Annotated in this window: 16 protein-coding genes and 5 tRNA genes; 5 read left to right on the top strand and 16 right to left on the bottom strand. The window is 46.9% G+C overall.

The features are described from left to right. Nucleotides 1-24 precede the first annotated feature (24 nt). From acs to SHD_RS14895, 3 genes are all read left to right on the top strand, one after another. Entirely contained in the window at nucleotides 25-1,977 is a 1,953-nt protein-coding gene (acs, locus tag SHD_RS14905; RefSeq protein ID WP_023267873.1) for an acetate--CoA ligase, read from the top strand. 226 nt (nucleotides 1,978-2,203) lie between these two features. Next, a complete protein-coding gene (locus tag SHD_RS14900; protein ID WP_023267872.1) occupies nucleotides 2,204-3,976 on the top strand; it encodes a DEAD/DEAH box helicase in 1,773 nt (590 codons plus the stop codon). 60 nt (nucleotides 3,977-4,036) lie between these two features. Then, entirely contained in the window at nucleotides 4,037-4,297 is a 261-nt protein-coding gene (locus SHD_RS14895) for a GrxA family glutaredoxin (protein ID WP_011072684.1), read from the top strand. A gap of 55 nt (nucleotides 4,298-4,352) precedes the next feature. Here the strand turns inward: SHD_RS14895 and SHD_RS14890 are convergent, their stop codons facing one another. From SHD_RS14890 to motY, 15 genes are all read right to left on the bottom strand, one after another. Next, entirely contained in the window at nucleotides 4,353-5,516 is a 1,164-nt protein-coding gene (locus SHD_RS14890) for a DcaP family trimeric outer membrane transporter (RefSeq protein ID WP_023267871.1), read from the bottom strand. Nucleotides 5,517-5,679: 163 nt separating this feature from the next. Beyond that, nucleotides 5,680-5,755, bottom strand: a tRNA-Lys gene (locus tag SHD_RS14885). A 35-nt stretch (nucleotides 5,756-5,790) separates the two neighbouring features. Continuing rightward, nucleotides 5,791-5,881: transfer RNA gene (locus tag SHD_RS14880), tRNA-Lys, on the bottom strand. A gap of 36 nt (nucleotides 5,882-5,917) precedes the next feature. Then, nucleotides 5,918-5,993: transfer RNA gene (locus SHD_RS14875), tRNA-Lys, on the bottom strand. Nucleotides 5,994-6,029: 36 nt separating this feature from the next. Further along, a tRNA-Lys gene (locus SHD_RS14870) sits at nucleotides 6,030-6,105 on the bottom strand. Between the two features lie 54 nt (nucleotides 6,106-6,159). Continuing rightward, a tRNA-Lys gene (locus SHD_RS14865) sits at nucleotides 6,160-6,235 on the bottom strand. Between the two features lie 142 nt (nucleotides 6,236-6,377). Beyond that, the gene (ybgF, locus tag SHD_RS14860; RefSeq protein WP_023267870.1) at nucleotides 6,378-7,130 is read right to left on the bottom strand and encodes a tol-pal system protein YbgF; all 753 of its coding nucleotides are present in this window, start codon (nucleotides 7,128-7,130) and stop codon (nucleotides 6,378-6,380) included. Nucleotides 7,131-7,154: 24 nt separating this feature from the next. Then, a complete protein-coding gene (gene pal / locus SHD_RS14855; RefSeq protein WP_023267869.1) occupies nucleotides 7,155-7,691 on the bottom strand; it encodes a peptidoglycan-associated lipoprotein Pal in 537 nt (178 codons plus the stop codon). Nucleotides 7,692-7,737: 46 nt separating this feature from the next. After that, nucleotides 7,738-9,066 (bottom strand): Tol-Pal system beta propeller repeat protein TolB, encoded by a 1,329-nt coding sequence (gene tolB / locus SHD_RS14850; protein WP_023267868.1) that lies wholly within the window; start codon nucleotides 9,064-9,066, stop codon nucleotides 7,738-7,740. A gap of 9 nt (nucleotides 9,067-9,075) precedes the next feature. Beyond that, entirely contained in the window at nucleotides 9,076-10,098 is a 1,023-nt protein-coding gene (gene tolA, locus SHD_RS14845; RefSeq protein WP_023267867.1) for a cell envelope integrity protein TolA, read from the bottom strand. Then, nucleotides 10,099-10,533, bottom strand: coding sequence for a protein TolR (gene tolR, locus SHD_RS14840; RefSeq protein ID WP_011623130.1), 435 nt, complete (start codon nucleotides 10,531-10,533; stop codon nucleotides 10,099-10,101). Beyond that, nucleotides 10,533-11,219, bottom strand: a complete 687-nt coding sequence (tolQ, locus tag SHD_RS14835) for a protein TolQ (protein WP_011626518.1) — start codon at nucleotides 11,217-11,219, stop codon at nucleotides 10,533-10,535. Before tolQ ends, tolR begins: the two co-directional genes overlap by 1 nt. Further along, nucleotides 11,209-11,610: a tol-pal system-associated acyl-CoA thioesterase gene (gene ybgC / locus SHD_RS14830; RefSeq protein WP_011626519.1), complete on the bottom strand. Its 402-nt coding sequence runs from the start codon at nucleotides 11,608-11,610 to the stop codon at nucleotides 11,209-11,211. Before ybgC ends, tolQ begins: the two co-directional genes overlap by 11 nt. A gap of 170 nt (nucleotides 11,611-11,780) precedes the next feature. Next, nucleotides 11,781-13,961, bottom strand: a complete 2,181-nt coding sequence (locus SHD_RS14825) for a prolyl oligopeptidase family serine peptidase (protein ID WP_023267866.1) — start codon at nucleotides 13,959-13,961, stop codon at nucleotides 11,781-11,783. Between the two features lie 780 nt (nucleotides 13,962-14,741). Continuing rightward, the gene (gene motY / locus SHD_RS14820) at nucleotides 14,742-15,614 is read right to left on the bottom strand and encodes a flagellar protein MotY (protein ID WP_039978495.1); all 873 of its coding nucleotides are present in this window, start codon (nucleotides 15,612-15,614) and stop codon (nucleotides 14,742-14,744) included. Nucleotides 15,615-15,756: 142 nt separating this feature from the next. Between motY and rnt the strand changes: the two genes are divergently transcribed. Continuing rightward, a complete protein-coding gene (gene rnt / locus SHD_RS14815; RefSeq protein ID WP_023267864.1) occupies nucleotides 15,757-16,425 on the top strand; it encodes a ribonuclease T in 669 nt (222 codons plus the stop codon). A gap of 75 nt (nucleotides 16,426-16,500) precedes the next feature. Here rnt and SHD_RS14810 read toward each other — a convergent pair whose 3' ends face one another. Beyond that, nucleotides 16,501-17,106 carry a peroxiredoxin gene (locus SHD_RS14810; RefSeq protein ID WP_011623136.1) on the bottom strand — a complete coding sequence of 202 codons (606 nt, stop codon included), beginning with the start codon at nucleotides 17,104-17,106 and terminating at the stop codon, nucleotides 16,501-16,503. Between the two features lie 370 nt (nucleotides 17,107-17,476). Here SHD_RS14810 and SHD_RS14805 point away from each other — a divergent pair, with 370 nt between their 5' ends. Continuing rightward, a complete protein-coding gene (locus SHD_RS14805; RefSeq protein ID WP_023267863.1) occupies nucleotides 17,477-18,796 on the top strand; it encodes a Na+/H+ antiporter family protein in 1,320 nt (439 codons plus the stop codon). Nucleotides 18,797-18,807: the final 11 nt, after the last annotated feature.

Genomic DNA, 18,807 nt, shown 5'->3' with positions numbered 1-18,807 from the left:
GCAATTTTTAGAAAGGGAAGCCCTATGAGCTCGCAGTCTCTCTACAAAGTCTCCGGCAATATCGCTGCCAATGCACTTGTAAATAACGATCAATATAAAAAAATGTACCAAGAGTCGATTGTCAATCCAGAGGGTTTCTGGAGAGAGCACGGCAAACGGATCGATTGGATAAAGCCATACACTAAAATCAAAAAAACCACTTTTGACGATCATAATTTATCGATTAACTGGTTCTACGACGGCACCCTTAACGCCTCAGCCAACTGCTTAGATCGCCATCTAGCAGAATACAGCGACCGTGTTGCCATCATTTGGGAAGGCGATAACGCCAGCGAACAACGTAAAATCACCTACGGTGAGCTGCACACACAAGTGTGTAAGTTTGCCAACGCCCTTCGCAGCCAAGGCGTGCGTCGTGGGGATATTGTGACCATTTATATGCCAATGGTGCCAGAAGCAGCAGTCGCTATGCTCGCTTGTGCCCGCATCGGTGCCGTGCATTCGGTGGTCTTTGGTGGCTTTTCACCCGACTCCATCGCTTCACGGGTCATAGACGGTAAATCTAAGGTCGTCATCACCGCCGATGAAGGTATGCGTGGTGGCCGCGCGATCCCACTCAAACGCAACATCGACGATGCGCTGAAACATCCCGATGTCACCAGCGTTGAGAAAGTGATTGTACTTAAACGTATAGGCGGCAAGGTTGACTGGGTCGAAGGCCGCGATGTGTGGTGGCATTCTTTGGTTGAAACCGCATCCGAGCACTGCGCCATTGAAGAAATGGGCGCTGAAGATCCGCTCTTCTTACTTTATACCTCAGGTTCTACTGGCAATCCCAAGGGCGTATTGCACACCACCGGTGGTTATATGGTGTATGCCTCTATGACCCACGAGTATGTGTTCGATTACAAACCCGGTGAAATTTACTGGTGTACTGCCGACGTGGGTTGGATCACGGGCCATTCCTACATGGTGTACGGCCCACTCGCTAACGGTGCAACCGTGCTTATCCACGAAGGGATCCCTAATTACCCAAGCCCAGCACGTTTAGGTGAGATGATTGACCGTCACAAGGTGAATATTCTCTATACGGCACCGACACTTATCCGTGCACTGATGGCCGAAGGTAAACAGCATTTCGACCAGTATGATGGCAGCTCGCTGCGCATCATGGGCTCTGTGGGTGAACCTATCAACCCTGAAGCTTGGCGCTGGTACCACGAAGTTATCGGCCATGAACATTGCCCGATTGTCGATACTTGGTGGCAAACCGAAACCGGCGGCATTTTGATTACGCCATTACCAGGCGCAACCGATACCAAACCTGGCTCAGCGACTCGCCCCTTCTTTGGTGTACAACCGGCGCTCGTGGACAACATGGGTAACATTTTAGAAGGTGCAACCGAAGGTAACTTAGTGCTGCTCGACTCATGGCCAGGCCAAATGCGTACCGTATATGGCGACCATGAACGATTCGTGCTGACCTACTTCAAAACCTTCCGTGGCATGTACTTTACCGGTGACGGCGCGCGCCGCGATGAAGACGGTTACTACTGGATCACTGGCCGTGTAGACGATGTGATTAACGTCTCTGGTCACAGATTAGGTACCGCAGAGGTAGAAAGTGCACTAGTGTCACATGAACTGGTCGCTGAAGCCGCCGTTGTGGGTTATCCCCATGATATTAAAGGCCAAGGTATTTATGCCTATGTCACCTTAACCCGCGGCACGGAAGAGAGTGAAGAACTTCGCCAAGAGCTGCGCCAATGGGTTCGCAAAGAAATTGGTGCCCTAGCCACACCGGATCTTATCCAGTGGGCAACAGGATTACCTAAAACCCGTTCAGGCAAAATCATGCGCCGTTTCCTGCGTAAGATTGCCGCGAACGAAGTGACTAACTTAGGTGATGCATCAACACTGGCCGATCCAGCCGTGATTGAGACCTTGATTGAAACTCGCTTGAATCGTAACGAGTAATCGTTATCCCGCGCTTAATCGTGACTTATCATGGTTAAGCGCAGCTTTAGCTCCTGTACGTTTGAACCTTGCTCCGTCGAGTACAGGTTCCTTTAAATGAAGCAAACCCTGTTGAGAAAGTGCCTGATTGCCCCTTTCTCTTAGTTGCCCCTCCAACCAAGGGGCATTTTTTTGGTTCTGTGTTAAGCTTGGCGCCAAACTCAATCGACCAAGAATATCTAACAGCGTGTCAGTTAATTCCAGCCCAAGCGTTACCCTCAGGGATTACCAGCAACAAGCCGTCGATGCCGCCATCGCGCATTTTAAAAAAAGCACCGATTCCGCCGTGTTAGTCCTGCCAACAGGAGCCGGGAAAAGTATCGTTATTGCCGAGCTTGCCCGTATCGCCAGAGGACGAGTGCTGGTTTTAACCCATGTGAAGGAACTGGTTGCCCAAAACGCGCAAAAGGTGGGGTTACTGACGACCGACGCCAGCATTTACTCCGCAGGGTTAAATCAAAAATCGACTGATGGCAAAACCGTCGTGGCCAGTATCCAATCCGCCGCGCGCTCATTAAATCAATTCGATGACCCCTTCTCGCTAGTGATTATCGATGAGTGCCACAGAGTCAGCCTCGAAAAAACCAGCCAATATCAGCAGATCTTAAGCCATTTACAGCAGCGTAATCCCAAGCTGAGGTTATTAGGCCTCACGGCCACTCCCTATCGGCTCGGGACGGGTTGGATTTACAAACGCCACTACCACGGTAAAGTTGGCTCGCCTGAACTTGGGATCTTCGAGCAGTGTATTTTCGAGCTCCCTATCCGTCCGCTGATTAAACAAGGTTATTTAACCGCGCCCACCTTGTTCGATGGTTTAAGTGCCCAATATGACTTCAGCCAAATCAAGCCCAATGACAATGGCGAATATCCCGAGGCCCAAGTCAATGCGCTGCTGAATCACGCCGGACGCGCGACAACGGCGATTGTGAAGCAACTGATTGAACTGAGTCACCACCGCCAGGGGATCATTATTTTTGCGGCGACGGTGCGCCATGCTGAAGAAATTGTCAGCCAGCTGAACAAGAAACACAGCGAGCAAACGGCAATCGTCACGGCGCAAACGCCAGATAATGAACGTGATGAGCTTATCGAGCGCTTTAAAGCGAGGGAGCTTAAGTTCCTCGTCAACGTGGCGGTATTGACCACGGGATTCGATGCGCCCCATGTGGATTTGATTGCCATTTTACGCCCCACCGCATCGGTGAGTTTATTTCAGCAAATGATTGGCCGTGGTCTTAGGATCTGTGAAGGTAAAAAAGATTGTTTAGTCATTGATTACGCAGCCAATGGCTATGATTTGTATTTTCCAGAAGTCGGCCAAGCTAAGCCCAATAGCAAATCGGTTCCAGTACAAGTGCACTGCCCTGTCTGCCAGTTTGCCAATATCTTTTGGGGATTAACCGACAATGATGGCGATATTATCGAACACTTTGGCCGTCGCTGTCAGGGCATAGTCGAGCATCATGGACAAAAGCAGCAATGTGACTTTCGATTTAGATCTAAATCCTGTCCCGATTGCGGACAAGAGAACGACATTGCGGCGCGTATTTGTCAGCATTGCCAGTCGACCTTAATCGACCCAGACAAACGCCTTAAGCAAGTATTGAACAAGCAGCACCATCATCTGTTCCGCTGTCAGCATATGACGTTAATGGATGATGCGGGCGATCTTAAGGTGCAATATCTGGACATTGAAGGAAACGAGTTTAATCGACGCTTTAAGCTGCAAACGCCCGCCCAATGGCGTGCCTTGTATGCGTTGTTTATTTTCCCCCATAGCCGCACGCCGGGTCTTAAACCTAAGCAATACAAAAACGTGTCTGAGCTGATTGCCGATAGCGCCGCCTTTCGAATGCCGGATCTGTTACTGCTGAAAAAGCACAAAAAAGGCTGGGATCTGCTCGAAAGCTATTTCGACTACCAAGGGCGCTATCAAACTGAAAATAAACACATCTGACATTATCAATTCGCTTAGCGCTATGGTATAAAACGCTTAAAGTAATCCTAAGGAGCTATTATGTACGTTGTTATTTTTGGCCGTCCTGGCTGTCCTTATTGCGTGCGAGCAGTACAATTGTCAGAGCAACTCGTTGAAAAACGTGATGACTTTAAATTTAGATACGTGGATATCCACGCCGAAGGGATTTCTAAAGCGGATCTCGAGAAGACTGTCGGCAAGCCAGTCGAAACTGTGCCACAGATTTTCGTTGATGAAAAACACGTAGGTGGTTGCACCGATTTCGAACAATATGTTCGCGATAACAATCTGTTAGGTTAATCCTAATATGATGTAAAAGGAGACCTGAGGTCTCCTTTTTTATCTATATTATATGTTAGAGTACGTATTTAGCCGAGAAGATGATCCGGCTTAAATCACCATCATCACCATTCTCTTTGCTGTTCTGGGCGTACATATATTCCACACCAAAGGTCAATGGTTTACTAGGGGAATATAACAGGTTGATATAGCCAGAATAGGCATCCTTATTCACCCCTGTGCCCGTTAAAGCCACATCATTATCCGCCTGCATGCCAGAAAGTGTCACACTGGTGCGCCACTGTTCGTTCCACCAATGACGGTAAGACACAAAGCCGCCGAAGGTACGAATGGATTCAATATCGCCGTTAGCATCTAACACACCCGCATTAATGTAGTTAAGCGCCATATAACGCCCTAAACCGTCACCATAGGTTGCGGTAAAGCGCAGATCATCTTTCCCAATAGGGATAATCCCCGCCACACTGGCACCGTAGCCAAAGCTTGAACTATCGATTTGGGTCGCACCGATTTTGGTTTCTAAATTGAGTTGACGAGCAATACCTGCAAACGAGAATGAGGCGCCGCCGTCCGTCTTGAGATTGTATCGCGCCACCACATCAGGCACGACACCATTACCACTGGTGATGCGTGCGCCACCTTGATTCGGAGTTACCGTTGTTTCAGGGTTTTCTATCGCAAATTGGAAGTTGCCATGGGTATAACGCAGTAACGATTGACGAGCAAAGGGCGTACCATCTGCAGCACCCACAAAGTCGAGGTTTTCGGGCAAGGCCGCAGGGTTTTGGAAAGTGGTCCAGGTTTGACCTACGGTCCAATTATCATAGGATACATAGGCATGGCGGATACGTGGTGAATAGCTGTTAGACACCCGTTCATTGCCATCGGTGTGGGTCATAAAATCCAATTCAATAAAGCCCGACAAGCTATGGCCATCAAGGTCCGTTGCCGCCTTAAAATTGAATCGCGTTTCACGGGCTTGGAAATCCACCACTTGGTTACCGTTGCCTTCTTTACCGTAAATGGTACCCGGTACATAAAACTGACGGGATAAATCCCCCGAATCGGGTGCCCCATTGCCATAATCGCTTAACATTACGTCCGCCTTAATATAGCCACCAAATTCAACGTCAGTATTTTTTAAAGAAGCCGCATTGGCAGAGCCCATAAATGCCAATAAGGTTGCAGAGTAAAGCAAGCTAAGTTTTGCTTGTTTCATTTTATGTTTCCCCAGTTGTTATTATTTGTCCGCAGCCAATATGGACAATTTAACAAGCGAGCAACATTGGCAATAAGTCTATGAGACAAAAGTAGAAAATGCTGAAAAAGCAAAAATGATTTGTGATTGAAACTGAAGAGGAGTTTACTAGGGGATTTTAGAGTGGTGGGTCGTGAAGGATTCGAACCTTCGACCAATTGGTTAAAAGCCAACTGCTCTACCGACTGAGCTAACGACCCATCTAAGGACTCTGAATTTTACACTCTCAGAAAAGTGGGGAATCGTGAAGGATTTAAACCATTCGACTGATTGGTTAAAAGCCAACTGCCCTAGCTTTATAAATTAAGCGACTGAGCTAAGGACCCATCTATTGGACTCTGAATTTTACACTCTCAGAAAAGTGGTGGGTCGTGAAGGATTCGAACCTTCGACCAATTGGTTAAAAGCCAACTGCTCTACCGACTGAGCTAACGACCCATCTATTGGACTCTGAATTTTACACTTCCAGAAAAGTGGTGGGTCGTGAAGGATTCGAACCTTCGACCAATTGGTTAAAAGCCAACTGCTCTACCGACTGAGCTAACGACCCATCTTATTTATAACACTTCAAATACCGCTAACTTATTCTATTTCCTAGAGTAAGTGGTGGGTCGTGAAGGATTCGAACCTTCGACCAATTGGTTAAAAGCCAACTGCTCTACCGACTGAGCTAACGACCCATTTACTGGTATTTTGCGCCCCGAACGACCTCGCCGTTCCGAGGGCGCCTATAATACCTTTTTCATTTTCCCATGCAAGCGTAAATTCCCAATTTTTTGTCGTTTGCATGAAAAACAGACTAAGAGTATGTTTTTTAGTTAATTATGCTTTAATTGCAGCCAATTGTTGTTGGGCAATGCGTGCTGCAGCACTGTTGGCGTAGTCTTTTACCACTTGTTGGTAGTATTGAGTCGCGCCGGCCTTATCACCGGTTTTCTCTGCGATCATGCCAAGCTTCACTAAACTGTCACCACGTTTGTTGGAGTCACTAAAACGGGTCACGACGGTATTGAAGGCTTGTTTAGCTTCAGCAAATTCACTCTTGTTAAACAGTAACTGTCCTAACCAATAGTTGGCATTGGCAGCATAGACTGAATCTGGATACTGTTTAATGAAGGCGCGAAACGCTGGGATAGCATCATCATACTTGCGCTCTTTCAGCACTAAGTTCACCGCACTTTCATAGCTGGCCGTTTCACTTAAGCTACTGGCGGCGGCATTGGCACTTGCTGCCACAGCAGCGGGCGTTGCAGGAGTAGAAGCAGCTGGCGCGGCAGCGGCTTTGGAGGATAAATTGGCAATTTCATCGTAAAGCTGACGCTGACGTTGTTGCATCTGCTCTATTTGATAATTCTGTTGTTCAGTCAAACCACGTAAGTCGAGAACTTCTTGCTGCAAAGTATCCAGACGGCGCTGCATATCAATTTCGCTTTGTTGTCTCGATTTTACAATGCGCTCTAAACGAGCAAGTCTGTCATCACCTGAACCACCAGCAATATCTTCAACAGGAGCAGGAGCTGCAACTGCAGCTCCTGCGCCGAAGAACATTGCCGTAATTAAGACGGCACGTTTCATCTCGTTACTCTCCGTAATTCAATCTTAGTAAACTAAAACTGCACGACGGTTTTTAGCAAAACCTTCATCGGTACGAGTGAAGTCAAGTGGCTTCTCTTCGCCATAGCTTACGATGCTCATTTGGCTAGGTTGTACACCCATGCCTTGTAAGTATTTAGCAACAGCTTTAGCACGACGCTCACCTAGTGCGATGTTGTATTCTGGCGTGCCACGCTCATCGGCATGACCTTCAATCAATACGCGTACGCTTGGGTGTTCAACTAAATAGGTACCGTGGGCTTCGAGTACGGCGGCATATTCAGTTTGAACTTCACTGCGGTCGAAGTCGAAGTAAATGATGTGTTCTTTTCTCAACTGCTCAAGTTGCTGACGTTGTTGCTCTTCAGGTGTTAACATTCCACCAATACCGCCAGTTTGAACGCCGCCACCATTCAGTTCGCTACCCGAACCGTTTGTAGAGCCCATTGCATCAGTTTCTGATTCAGAAGTTGAGCTACACGCACTAATAGCCATAATTGGAAGTGCTACCAACATAGCTTTTAACAACTTGTTCAGATCCATTATCTGTTCCTTATAAAATTAAATGTGAATAAATCGAGCTAATACATTAGAGAAACGGAGACCAAGAAGGTGATTTCACCTCGCCCTGACCTACCGGTAATCTCGCTTTAAAGCGTCCGTCCGTAGAAACAGCTGCTAAAACTTGCTTGCCTTGATACGTAGTGCCATAAATCACCATAGTACCATTAGGGGCCACACTTGGAGATTCATCCAAACGTGTCGATGTCAGCACCTGCATAAAGCGCGTACTTAAATCCATACGTGCAATATTAAATTTACCGTTTGTGCGATTCACAAAAATCATGCTGCGACCATCAGGGGTAATTGAACCACCTAAATTCCATTCACCTTCAAAGGTTTCACGGGTCACTTTGCCTGAATTTAAATCTACACGATATAACTGTGGTCTACCACCGCGCTCGGAGGTAAACAACAATGACTTACCATCGGGATACCAAGAAGGCTCAGTATCGATGGAATAGTGGTTGGTAATACGTTTAATCGCTTTTGTGGCGATATCGATAACATAAATCTCGGGTTGACCATCCTTAGAGAGGGTCACTGCCAATGATTTACCATCGGGAGAAAAAGAAGGGGCACCGTTAATGCCAGGGAAGCTACTTACCTTAGTACGAACTTGAGTGTAAAGATCCTGAACAAAAATCTCAGCCTTTTTGTTTTCAAAGCTTACATAGGCTAAACGACGACCATCAGGTGACCAAGCGGGCGACATTAAAGGCTCTGGAGAGCGCAGTAACATTTGCTCGTTATAACCGTCATAGTCGGCGATCATCAGCGAATAAGCCGCTTTCTGGCTGTGATTCACCACCACGTAGGAAATACGGGTCAAGAAGGCACCACGAATGCCCGTGAGCTTCTCATAGACGATATCGCTAATCCTGTGGCCATATTGACGGAACTGCGCCGCAGAAATCACCGTTTGGCGGCTGTCCATCAAAAATTCCGTTGCACTGGTTGGCCCTTTTAGCGCTTGGTTTTGCGCTTTAACCAAATCGATAAGGTCAAAACTCACCAAAAACTGATCTGTGCCATAGGGTTTTACCGACCCAACAACAACGGCTTCGGCACCTACATTGGCCCAAGCACTTGCATCAAACTGAGCTAAAGCACCGATACCACGTTGTGGTAACCCTAATTCATCTAATGGTTTAAAGGTACCGCTACGAATCAAGTCAGACATCACCACATCGGCGATCGCCTGAGGTGGTGCACCCGCACCTTGCCATTGGAATGGCATCACTGCGATTGGACGCGCCGCATCCACACCCTCAGTGATCACAATATCCAGCGCCGCTTTTGCCGGCATAGTGCAAAGCAGAACCGCCAATGCTAACCATTTTGCCAAAATTTTCATGGGACTCCTTTAATTAAACGTTGGTTCAACGATTAAGTTAATTTCTTTCATCAAGTTATAAACCGCAGGATCCGGAGACACTGGTAACTTGCCCGCTTTTAAGATCGCCGCTTTTGCTGCACGGCACACATTAGGATCACCACCCTGCGCCTGGCTGCTGATCACAAAACCATCATTGGCTAAACGCACGGCAACAGTACAGGTTTTACCACGCATCGATTCGTCAACCACTAGGTTACGTTGAATTGTCGATTTAATCATCGCGGTGTACTTGCCCACTTCCGTTTGCATTTGCTTATTCATGGTCTGCGATAATGCAGCCTGCTCGGCGGCTAACGCATCGGCCATTTCCTGCTCTTGCTGGGCACGTGCTTTGGCTTCTGCATCCGCTTTTGCCTTAGCTTCGGCTTTTGCTTTCGCTTCTGCATCGGCCTTGGCTTTTGCCTCCGCTTTGGCTTTAGCTTCTGCCTCAGCTTTGGCCTTGGCTTCAGCTTCCTTCTGCTTACGGTCGGCCTCGGCTTTTGCGGCTGCGGCCTCTTCTACTTTGCGCTTTTCCGCCGCTTTTTGGGCTGCATCTTCAGCAAGTTTACGTTCCTGCTCCTTCTGCTTGCGTTCGGCTTCAGCTTTCTGCGCTTTTTCCTTTTCCTGTTGCTGTTTTAACTGGGCGGCTTTCGCAGCATCATTGGCCTTTTGGGTCTCAATCTCCTGCTGCTTACGTTCTTCCGCCAGTTTCTTCAGCTGTGCTTGTTCACGCTCACGGGCTTGCTTTGCTTCCTGTGCTTTGCGTTCAAGTTCGGCTTGGCGCTCACGTTCGCGGCGCTCAGCATCGCGCTTTTCCTGCTTAAGCTTTTCAACTTGATTAGCCACTTTTTGCTGATCAACCATAACAGCTTTTACTGCAGGGGCGCTAACTTGTTGCACAGGTTCAGGTTTATGGGTGAAATCTATGCCAATGGCCAGAATAATTATCACGCCAATATGAATACCTGCTGAAATCGACAGAGGTAATGCAACATTTGAATTATCCGCCACCTATTTCTCCTTGGGTGAATCCGTCATCAAACCGACTGAGGGAACACCTGCCTGCTGCAGGGTCACCATCAATTGGATCACGTTATCGTAAGGAATATTTCTATCGGCTTTCACCACCACTGGGCGCTCAGGCTCAGTCACCATGATCGCCGCGACAGCGGTGGCTAGTTCATCCAATTCCATCTCTTCGTTATTGGAACCGCCCTGATTGAGGAAATAAGCACCGTCGGCATCGATAGACGCTACCACTGGTGGCTTACTGTCTGCTGGCAGAACTTCCGCCGCACCTTGAGGCAGCTCCACTTTCACCCCTTGGGTCACAATCGGCGCTGTTACCATGAAAATAATCAGCAGCACGAGCATGACGTCGATATAAGGCACCACGTTGATTTCGGCAACGGGGCGACGACGTTTACGCTGATAACCGACTTGCATTATACGCCTTCCTTCTCACTGTACGCTTGGCGATGCAGGATGCTAGAAAACTCTTCCATAAAGTTAGCGTAACCGATTTCCAGCTTTTCAACTTGGGTGGCAAAACGGTTATAAGCGATAACAGCAGGGATTGCCGCAAACAGACCCATTGCGGTTGCGATCAGTGCTTCTGCAATACCTGGCGCCACCATGGCAAGCGTCGCGTTTTCCATTGAGCCGATAGCGATAAATGAATTCATAATACCCCATACCGTACCAAACAAACCGATATAAGGGCTAGTCGAACCAATGGTTGCCAATAAAGGTAAGTTGGCCTCTAACTTTTCTAATTCACGGGATAAGGTGACGCGCATGGCACGTGAAGTACCATCCATCACTGCATCGGGCACTTTGCTATTTAATTTATTTAGACGTGAATATTCTTTAAAACCCGTCACAAATAATGACTCTAAGCCAGTATTATCTGGACGAGCCGATAATTCTTTATACAGACGATTTAAATCAACGCCTGACCAAAATTTATCTTCAAATTTTGCCGATTTACTTTTTGCAGATGTCAATAAGCTACGGCGTTGTAAAATCACCGTCCAAGACATTACAGACAAGCAAAGTAAAGTGAACATCACAAATTTCACTAATAAACTGGCTTGTAAAAATAACCCGACAATCGACATATCAGCTTGCACTGTCAAACTCCTGCACAATATTTAAGGGGATAGCTCGGGGCCGCATTCGTGATAAGGCAACACAGGCTACTAGCACTGTGCCTTCACAATAACAGTCTCCCTGATGATCAACCAAACGTTGATGAAATACCAACGAGGCCTTTTTCAACTCTATGACCTTAGTTTCTACAATAAGGTTCTGTTCAAAACGCGCGGCTTTTTTAAAATCCAATTCCGCCCGCTTTACCACAAACGCCGTATCATCGGCTAACAGTGCAGTCTGGCTTACGCCTAAGGCTCTTAACCACTCGGTTCGCGCCCGCTCAAAAAAATTGAGATAGTTCGAATGATAGACAACGCCGCCTGCGTCGGTGTCTTCGTAATAGACTGAAATGGGCCAATTAAACGTCATTTGAAATCAGCAAATTTTGGTTGAAAAATTGACGCTTACTATACCTAGGGAAACAAGACTTGTGAATGACCCGACGAAGATATAGATAGGGATAGCGCGGGTTTCAGCGCAATTGAGGAATTTGTAAATAACAATGGGGTCAAACGACCCCATTTCATTAACATAGTTCGCTATTTTGCGAGAGTTTGCGGCAATGTCAGCCCGAAGCTTTGCCACAGGAAGCTGTAAATGTCGGCAAACTCGTCGATCTTCATCGCCGTCGGTTTGCCCGCACCGTGCCCTGCATTGGACTCAATGCGCATAATGACGGGTTTATCGCCCTGCTGCTTCTCTTGCATCATGGCAGCAAACTTAAAGCTGTGTAGCGGAACTACGCGATCGTCATGGTCAGCCGTCATCACCATAGTCGCAGGATAGGCCTGCGCTTTAACGTTATGGTAAGGCGAGTAAGCCAATAACGCAGGGAATTGCTCAGCGTTGTCGGCACTACCGTATTCACTGGTCCAAGCCCAACCAATGGTGAACTTGTGAAAGCGCAGCATATCCAGCACACCCACGGCCGGTAACACGGCGGCAAACAGTTCTGGACGTTGGGTGACAGCAGCGCCCATCAACAAACCACCGTTACTGCGACCATAAGCACCTAACTTAGTGCTGTTGGTGTATTTTTCGTTGATTAGGTATTCGGCCGCCGCAAAATAGTCATCAAACACATTTTGCTTTTTATCGAACATCCCAGCTTGGTGCCAGCTTTCACCGTAATCGGCGCCGCCACGTAAGCTTGGTACGGCGTAAATGCCACCCATATCTAACCAAGCGATGTTGGCAGGACTAAAACGCGGTGTCATTGAAATCGCAAAACCACCATAGGCATAGAGTAGCGTTGGGTTTTGACCATTCTTCACTAGCCCCTTCTTGTAGGACACCATCATAGGGACGCGAGTACCGTCCTTACTGGTGTAGAACACTTGTTCAGACACATAGTCATCGGGATTGAATGAAACCTGCGGCTTAGCGACCACTGTCGACTCTGCCGTTTTAAAATCGAACTTATAGGTAGTTTCGGGTTGAATATAGCTGTTAAAGACATAGTAGAAATAGTCTTTACTCGCCTTGCCGAAAGGTCCGGCGACATTACCTTTACCAGGTAAAGTAACATCCTGACGCTTTTGTCCGCCCATGCTGAAAATCGATAACTGCCCTAATACATCGTGCAAATAACTCACGACTAAGTGGTCATTAATAATGGCCACTTTATTAATAGGATCTTTCGATTCTGGAATAATGGTTTGCCACTGGGATTTATCACTATTACGGGTATCGATGGCAATCACTTTACCGTTTGGCGCATCTAAATCGGTCTTGAAATAAAATACGGCGCCATCATTACCTAAAAACTCATATTCCGCTTCGAGGTTAAGGATTAATTCCACCACCTGCGCTTTAGGTTCAAACAGTGATTTATAGAAGAAACGATTACGTTTGTCTGTGCCTTGGGAAATTGACAACAGTAAATATTCGCCCTGCTCAGACACATCGATACCGAAGCCCCAATCTTTATTTTGTGGGCGTTCGTAAATCAATAAATCTTGTCGCTGATCTGTGCCTAACTTGTGGTAATACACTTTTTGATTAAAATTCACATCGGCCAGTAAATCACCGCCTGCGGGCGCATCGTAACGGGCATAGAAAACACCTTGGTTTTCCTTATCCCACACTGCGCTGGAGAATTTAATCCAGTTGAGCTCATCTTTAAGCTTTTTACCCGTGGCAATATCGATAAACTGCCACTGCTGCCAGTCAGAGCCCGACTTAGACACACCATAGGCTAAAATCTTGCCGTCATTACTAACAGAAACACCGGAAAGCGCTACAGTTCCATCGGCTGAAAAACTATTTGGATCCAGTACAGGTTTCTCAACGCCGTCTTTGCCTTTTACATAGAGCACCGATTGCGCTTGTAAACCATCGTTACGGTAATAAAACTGGTTATCGCCATTCTCGAAAGGAGCTGAGATTTTCTCGTAGTTCCACAGCTCTGTGATACGGTCAACCACGGCTTGTTTATTGGGGATCTTCGCCAAGTATGCTTGACCAAAGGCCTGTTGTTCTTTTACCCAACTTTCGGTTTCTGGCGTGTTTTCTTCAAGGTGACGGTAAGGATCCGCCACTGCCACACAGTGAATTGTCTCGACTAAGCTGTCTTTTCGAGTTTCTGGGTAAACCAATTTGTTGGCGCTGACCTGCTGTGCAGCCTCTTCTGGCGTATTGCCACTCTGGCAGGCGGCCAACGCCATGCCCAATGTGGCCACTAATAAACCTTGCTGGGCAAGGCGAAATCTTAATGCCATCTTTTATCGTCCTTTTGGTGATGTCCGGCTTAACGCTCTTTTGCAGCAAGTACTATACAAGCAAAATTTTTCATGGCAATGCCGCAGCAAAAGATGAGCTTTTGTAGCGAAGAGGCAAGATTTAACAAAGTGGTAGCAATGATGAGTTTATTGAAGTGTATTTTTATGCATTAATTCTGACTGACAAGTTGTTAATCAAGCTAAATAGTGACTTAAGTGAGCCAGATCACTTAATTAATCATTAGTTTTGCTAATGCGTCTGGGCAATTTTTCTCGTTTGCTTGAGCCCTTGGGACGCACTAGAATGTGCTTGTTTTCAGGAGATATCCGCTAGCGGATATGGAAAACAAAGAACTTTTAAGCTGGTGTCTTTTTAAGATGTCAGTTCATCCCTGGTTCTTATGCTTGACTTCCTTCCTTCAATTTGTTGATTGCAAATGCATTTTTTGCGGCCCGCTTAGATTAAGCGGGCTTTTTTTTTATTTCGATTCAAACATACCGTGAAAATCTAGCGATTTTCAGTCGTCTTTTGTTACATAAAAATCTAATCCTCTTCCCTAAAAACGCAGCAATGACCTCATGCCTTAGCGTCACTCTTAGCATTGCAGCACTTAAATGACTTAGATTGGAATAGCATTCATGCGTTTACGAGATGCACACTTCAGAAATGACAATGCCAAGTCCGAAGACTTGGCATTGCTGTTTGTAACGTATTAGAACTAGGTGTAACACTATCTTATAAGCGATAAGTTACGGCCATTAACTTTTAAAGACGATAACTCACATCAGTGGCTTACTGATCCGGATAACGACGCGGCGGTTGAGTGCTCGCTCCTCAATATCATCATTCGACGCCACATGACGGCGCTCACCATGGCCGACGGTCACAATTCTATCCTGAGGAATACCGCTGGCGACAAAGAAATCTTTTACCGATTCTGCGCGCTTATCCGAGACTTTTTGGTTAACGGAGCGGCCACCGTAACTGTCGGTATAGGCATCGACTAACACCAGTTCTACATCAGGATCGTAGGATAGATATTCCTGAATGCGCGAAAGCTGCTGCTGTGAGAAACGGGTTAAATTGGTCCCACCTTCTTCGTAATTCAGTACGGTAAAGGCAATATCTTCGAAGCTGTAGGGCAATAAGTGCGATAGGCATGACTTAAACTCAGCATATTTACGGCCAAAGTTCGCCGCCGACAGCCCTACGGCAATTTTATTCGATTCGTTATACCAATCGGCATAATAAAAAGTGGGTTCCATACCACGGCTCAACTCAGTCAACATTGACCAAGCGGCGCGCTTAGGCACTTCACCATTAAAATACTTTTGGTAACGTAGTGAAGTGATTTCTTTCGATACCACACCAGGACGCCACTGGGGGGCGCGACTCATCAAGGTCGCCTGTGTAACTTGGTCCGGTTTCACCCACATGTCCAAGGTAAAGTTAAGGTTTAACTGTTTACCCGCTTCGCTGGTGAAAATCGCCTTACCATAAGATGGAATATCATGCTCAAGACGGCATACGATGGGGCTGTTTTGACTGACTCGCCATTGGGATTCCCCCAAAGAGGCCACATAGTGGCGCAACTCTGCCATTGCAGTTGCTGGAACGCATAAAATTGATACTAATATCAGTTTTCGCCACATAGCCCTTACTCGTGTTTATTCGGTTACGAAGTTTTATCGGCAAACTTTTTAGTTCCTTTAGCTCATAATATCACCAATCAAACATGACACATCCTAGTACATTTAGCATAATAGCGCCCTGTGATTTTTCTTGGGTACTTTAATGAGTGATATTAGCGACGCAAACAAATTGAAACACCGATTTCGAGGCTACTTTCCTGTAGTGATAGATGTCGAAACCGCGGGCTTCAACTCTCAAACCGATGCGTTGCTGGAAATAGCCGTCACGCTGTTAAAAATGGATGATGAAGGCTTGCTCGGGATTGATAAAACCCTGCATTTCAATATTGAGCCTTTTGAAGGCGCCAACTTAGAACCCGAGGCACTGGCCTTTAATGGTATTGATCCCACCAATCCATTACGCGGCGCAGTAAGCGAAAAAGAAGCCTTCTTGGAGATTTTTAAAGCCGTTAAAAAGGCGCAGAAGGCCTCGGATTGTCACCGCAGTATTATCGTGGCGCACAATGCTGCCTTCGATCATGGCTTTGTGAGTAAAGCGATTGAGCGCTGTGACTTAAAACGCTCACCCTTCCACCCTTTTGCTACCTTTGATACTGCGACACTCGCGGGCTTAGCGATTGGCCATACCGTGCTGGCCAAAGCCTGTATCATGGCGGGGATCCCCTTCGATAATAAGGAAGCTCATTCAGCTCTCTACGATACCGAGCGCACCGCTGAACTCTTTTGTTATATCGTCAACCGCTGGAAATCTTTAGGTGGCTGGCCACTCTTAGCCACCAACGAACCTGATGATTCGGTTAGCGAAGCATAGCTTTACCAACAATTGCCTAAAACAAGAAAGCTGCCATTTGGCAGCTTTCTTTTTACCTAACTAAAGGTTTGCAAATTACAGAGAGCTTGCGTTTTCTGCTAAGTAAGCCGCAACACCTTCAGTGCTTGCGTTCATACCTTTGTCGCCTTTTTCCCAACCCGCAGGGCATACATCACCGTGCTCTTCGTGGAATTGCAGAGCGTCGATCATACGCAGCATTTCGTCAACGTTACGGCCTAATGGCAGATCGTTAACCACTTGGTGACGTACCATACCTTCTTTGTCGATCAGGAATGAACCACGGAAAGCCACGCCAGCTTCTGGGTGCTCAACATCGTATGCTTTACAGATGTCGTGTTTAACGTCAGCCACTAAAGTGTATTTCACTTGGCCAATACCACCTTTTTCAACTGGGGTGTTGCGCCATGCGTTGTGAGTGAATTGAGAATCGATAGACACACCGATCACTTCAACACCACGCTTAGTGAACTCTTCCATGCGGTGATCGAAAGCGATCAACTCTGATGGACAAACGAAAGTGAAGTCAAGTGGATAGAAAAATACAACCGCTGGCTTACCTTTGATGGCCGCAGTTAAGTTAAAGCTATCTACGATTTCGCCAGAACCTAATACAGCTGCAGCAGTAAAATCAGGAGCCGGACGGCCTACTAATACGCTCATTTTATATCTCCATCTATGAGTTGAACTAACTATTAAAGTAAAACATCCCCTAAACACGCTTGCACCGATTTGCGCAAGTGTCTTTGAGGGAGCTTACCAATCAAATCTTTAGGCATTATAAGTCGTGCGTTTTGCCTTACAACCTATTTAAGACCAATATCACATTTTTCAAGGGCATTTTGACACTACTGCTTAAGGATAGAGCAATCTAGACGAGTGGTAGGCGTTCGAGAACACATTCGTCTAACAGTAAAAACCCACCCAATTCACATTTTCAGATATTTTTCAGATTAAGCCGCCGTAAACTGGACAGACACGGCCTTTGCAGTCAAAAATAGTTCCTTTGGTTTACAGAATTAAGATATTGTCTATGAATGCAGTCGTTATTGCAGTGTGTTTAATGTTAGCCCTCAGTTTAGCGAGGGTGAATGTGGTGATTGCACTCACTATCAGTGCCCTCGTTGCTGGTTTAGTGGGGGGAATGGATCTGCATCAAACGATTGATGCCTTCAATACGGGATTAGGTGGCGGCGCACAAATCGCCCTCAGCTATGCCTTACTCGGGGCGTTTGCCGTAGCACTATCCCATTCGGGCTTAACGACCTTGATCTCCAACTCCATCATTAAAAGCCTTGGCAAAGATCCAAATGCCACCAACACCAACTGGGTCCGCTGGTTATTGTTGTTATCTTTGCTCGTGATGTCGATGGCATCGCAAAATATCCTGCCGATCCATATTGCCTTTATTCCGATATTGGTACCGCCGCTACTGCATGTGATGACCAAGCTGAATATCGACCGCCGTCTGGTAGCCTGCGTGCTGACCTTCGGTCTTGTCACTACTTATATGATTTTACCCGTGGGCTTTGGCGGGATTTTCTTGAATGATATTTTACTCTCTAACCTTACGGGCAATGGATTGGTTGCTGTACGCGATCAAATTCCCCCCGCTATGCTGATCCCCGCCGCAGGTATGGTGGTCGGCCTACTGATCGCGGTATTTTTCAGTTACCGCAAACCTAGGGTTTACGATGAAACTAAGGTACTCACAGCTGAGCCAGAAGAGGGCCTCAATAAACGCAATATCGCTATCGCTGCGTTTGCGATTCTGGCGACCCTGTTTGTACAACTTGAAACCGATTCGATGATCTTCGGCGCCTTAGTCGGCTTTATGATCTTCAGTTTTTCAGGCGCGCTTAAGCACGTTGCCGACCAAGATATTTTCACCCAAGGCGTGCGTATGATGGCCAATATCGGCTTTATCATGATCTCCGCCGCAGGTTTTGCTGCGGTAGTCAAAGCAACCGGCGAAGTCGGCACGCTTGTCTCGTCATTAAGTTCATTAATTGGCGACAATAAAGCCCTTGCTGCCTTTTTGATGTTAGTTGTTGGGCTATTAATAACTATGGGGATTGGGTCATCCTTCTCGACCATTCCGATTATCGCGACCATTTATGTGCCACTAGCCTTAAGCTTTGGTTTTTCTGTGCCCGCAACTATCGCGTTAGTCGGCACCGCTGCGGCATTGGGTGATGCGGGCTCACCAGCGTCTGACTCTACACTGGGTCCAACCTCGGGTTTAAATGCCGATGGTCAGCACGACCATATTCGCGACAGCGTTATTCCAACCTTTATCCATTACAATATCCCCTTACTGGTCTTTGGTTGGATTGCCGCCATGGTACTCTAGGGCAGATAGCA

Source organism: Shewanella decolorationis S12 (assembly GCF_000485795.1).
In the GTDB taxonomy this organism is placed as follows: domain Bacteria; phylum Pseudomonadota; class Gammaproteobacteria; order Enterobacterales; family Shewanellaceae; genus Shewanella; species Shewanella decolorationis.
This window is presented reverse-complemented; position numbering and strand designations above follow the sequence as displayed.

Bases quoted from the DNA above. Each gene is read 5' to 3' on its own strand.
- acs (WP_023267873.1), top strand. From the start codon at position 25: ATGAGCTCGCAGTCTCTCTACAAAGTCTCCGGCAATATCGCTGCCAAT.
- SHD_RS14895 (WP_011072684.1), top strand. From the start codon at position 4,037: ATGTACGTTGTTATTTTTGGCCGTCCTGGCTGTCCTTATTGCGTGCGA.
- SHD_RS14890 (WP_023267871.1), bottom strand. From the start codon at position 5,516: ATGAAACAAGCAAAACTTAGCTTGCTTTACTCTGCAACCTTATTGGCA.
- ybgF (WP_023267870.1), bottom strand. From the start codon at position 7,130: ATGAAACGTGCCGTCTTAATTACGGCAATGTTCTTCGGCGCAGGAGCT.
- pal (WP_023267869.1), bottom strand. From the start codon at position 7,691: ATGGATCTGAACAAGTTGTTAAAAGCTATGTTGGTAGCACTTCCAATT.
- tolB (WP_023267868.1), bottom strand. From the start codon at position 9,066: ATGAAAATTTTGGCAAAATGGTTAGCATTGGCGGTTCTGCTTTGCACT.
- tolR (WP_011623130.1), bottom strand. From the start codon at position 10,533: ATGCAAGTCGGTTATCAGCGTAAACGTCGTCGCCCCGTTGCCGAAATC.
- ybgC (WP_011626519.1), bottom strand. From the start codon at position 11,610: ATGACGTTTAATTGGCCCATTTCAGTCTATTACGAAGACACCGACGCA.
- SHD_RS14825 (WP_023267866.1), bottom strand. From the start codon at position 13,961: ATGGCATTAAGATTTCGCCTTGCCCAGCAAGGTTTATTAGTGGCCACA.
- motY (WP_039978495.1), bottom strand. From the start codon at position 15,614: ATGTGGCGAAAACTGATATTAGTATCAATTTTATGCGTTCCAGCAACT.
- rnt (WP_023267864.1), top strand. From the start codon at position 15,757: ATGAGTGATATTAGCGACGCAAACAAATTGAAACACCGATTTCGAGGC.
- SHD_RS14810 (WP_011623136.1), bottom strand. From the start codon at position 17,106: ATGAGCGTATTAGTAGGCCGTCCGGCTCCTGATTTTACTGCTGCAGCT.
- SHD_RS14805 (WP_023267863.1), top strand. From the start codon at position 17,477: ATGAATGCAGTCGTTATTGCAGTGTGTTTAATGTTAGCCCTCAGTTTA.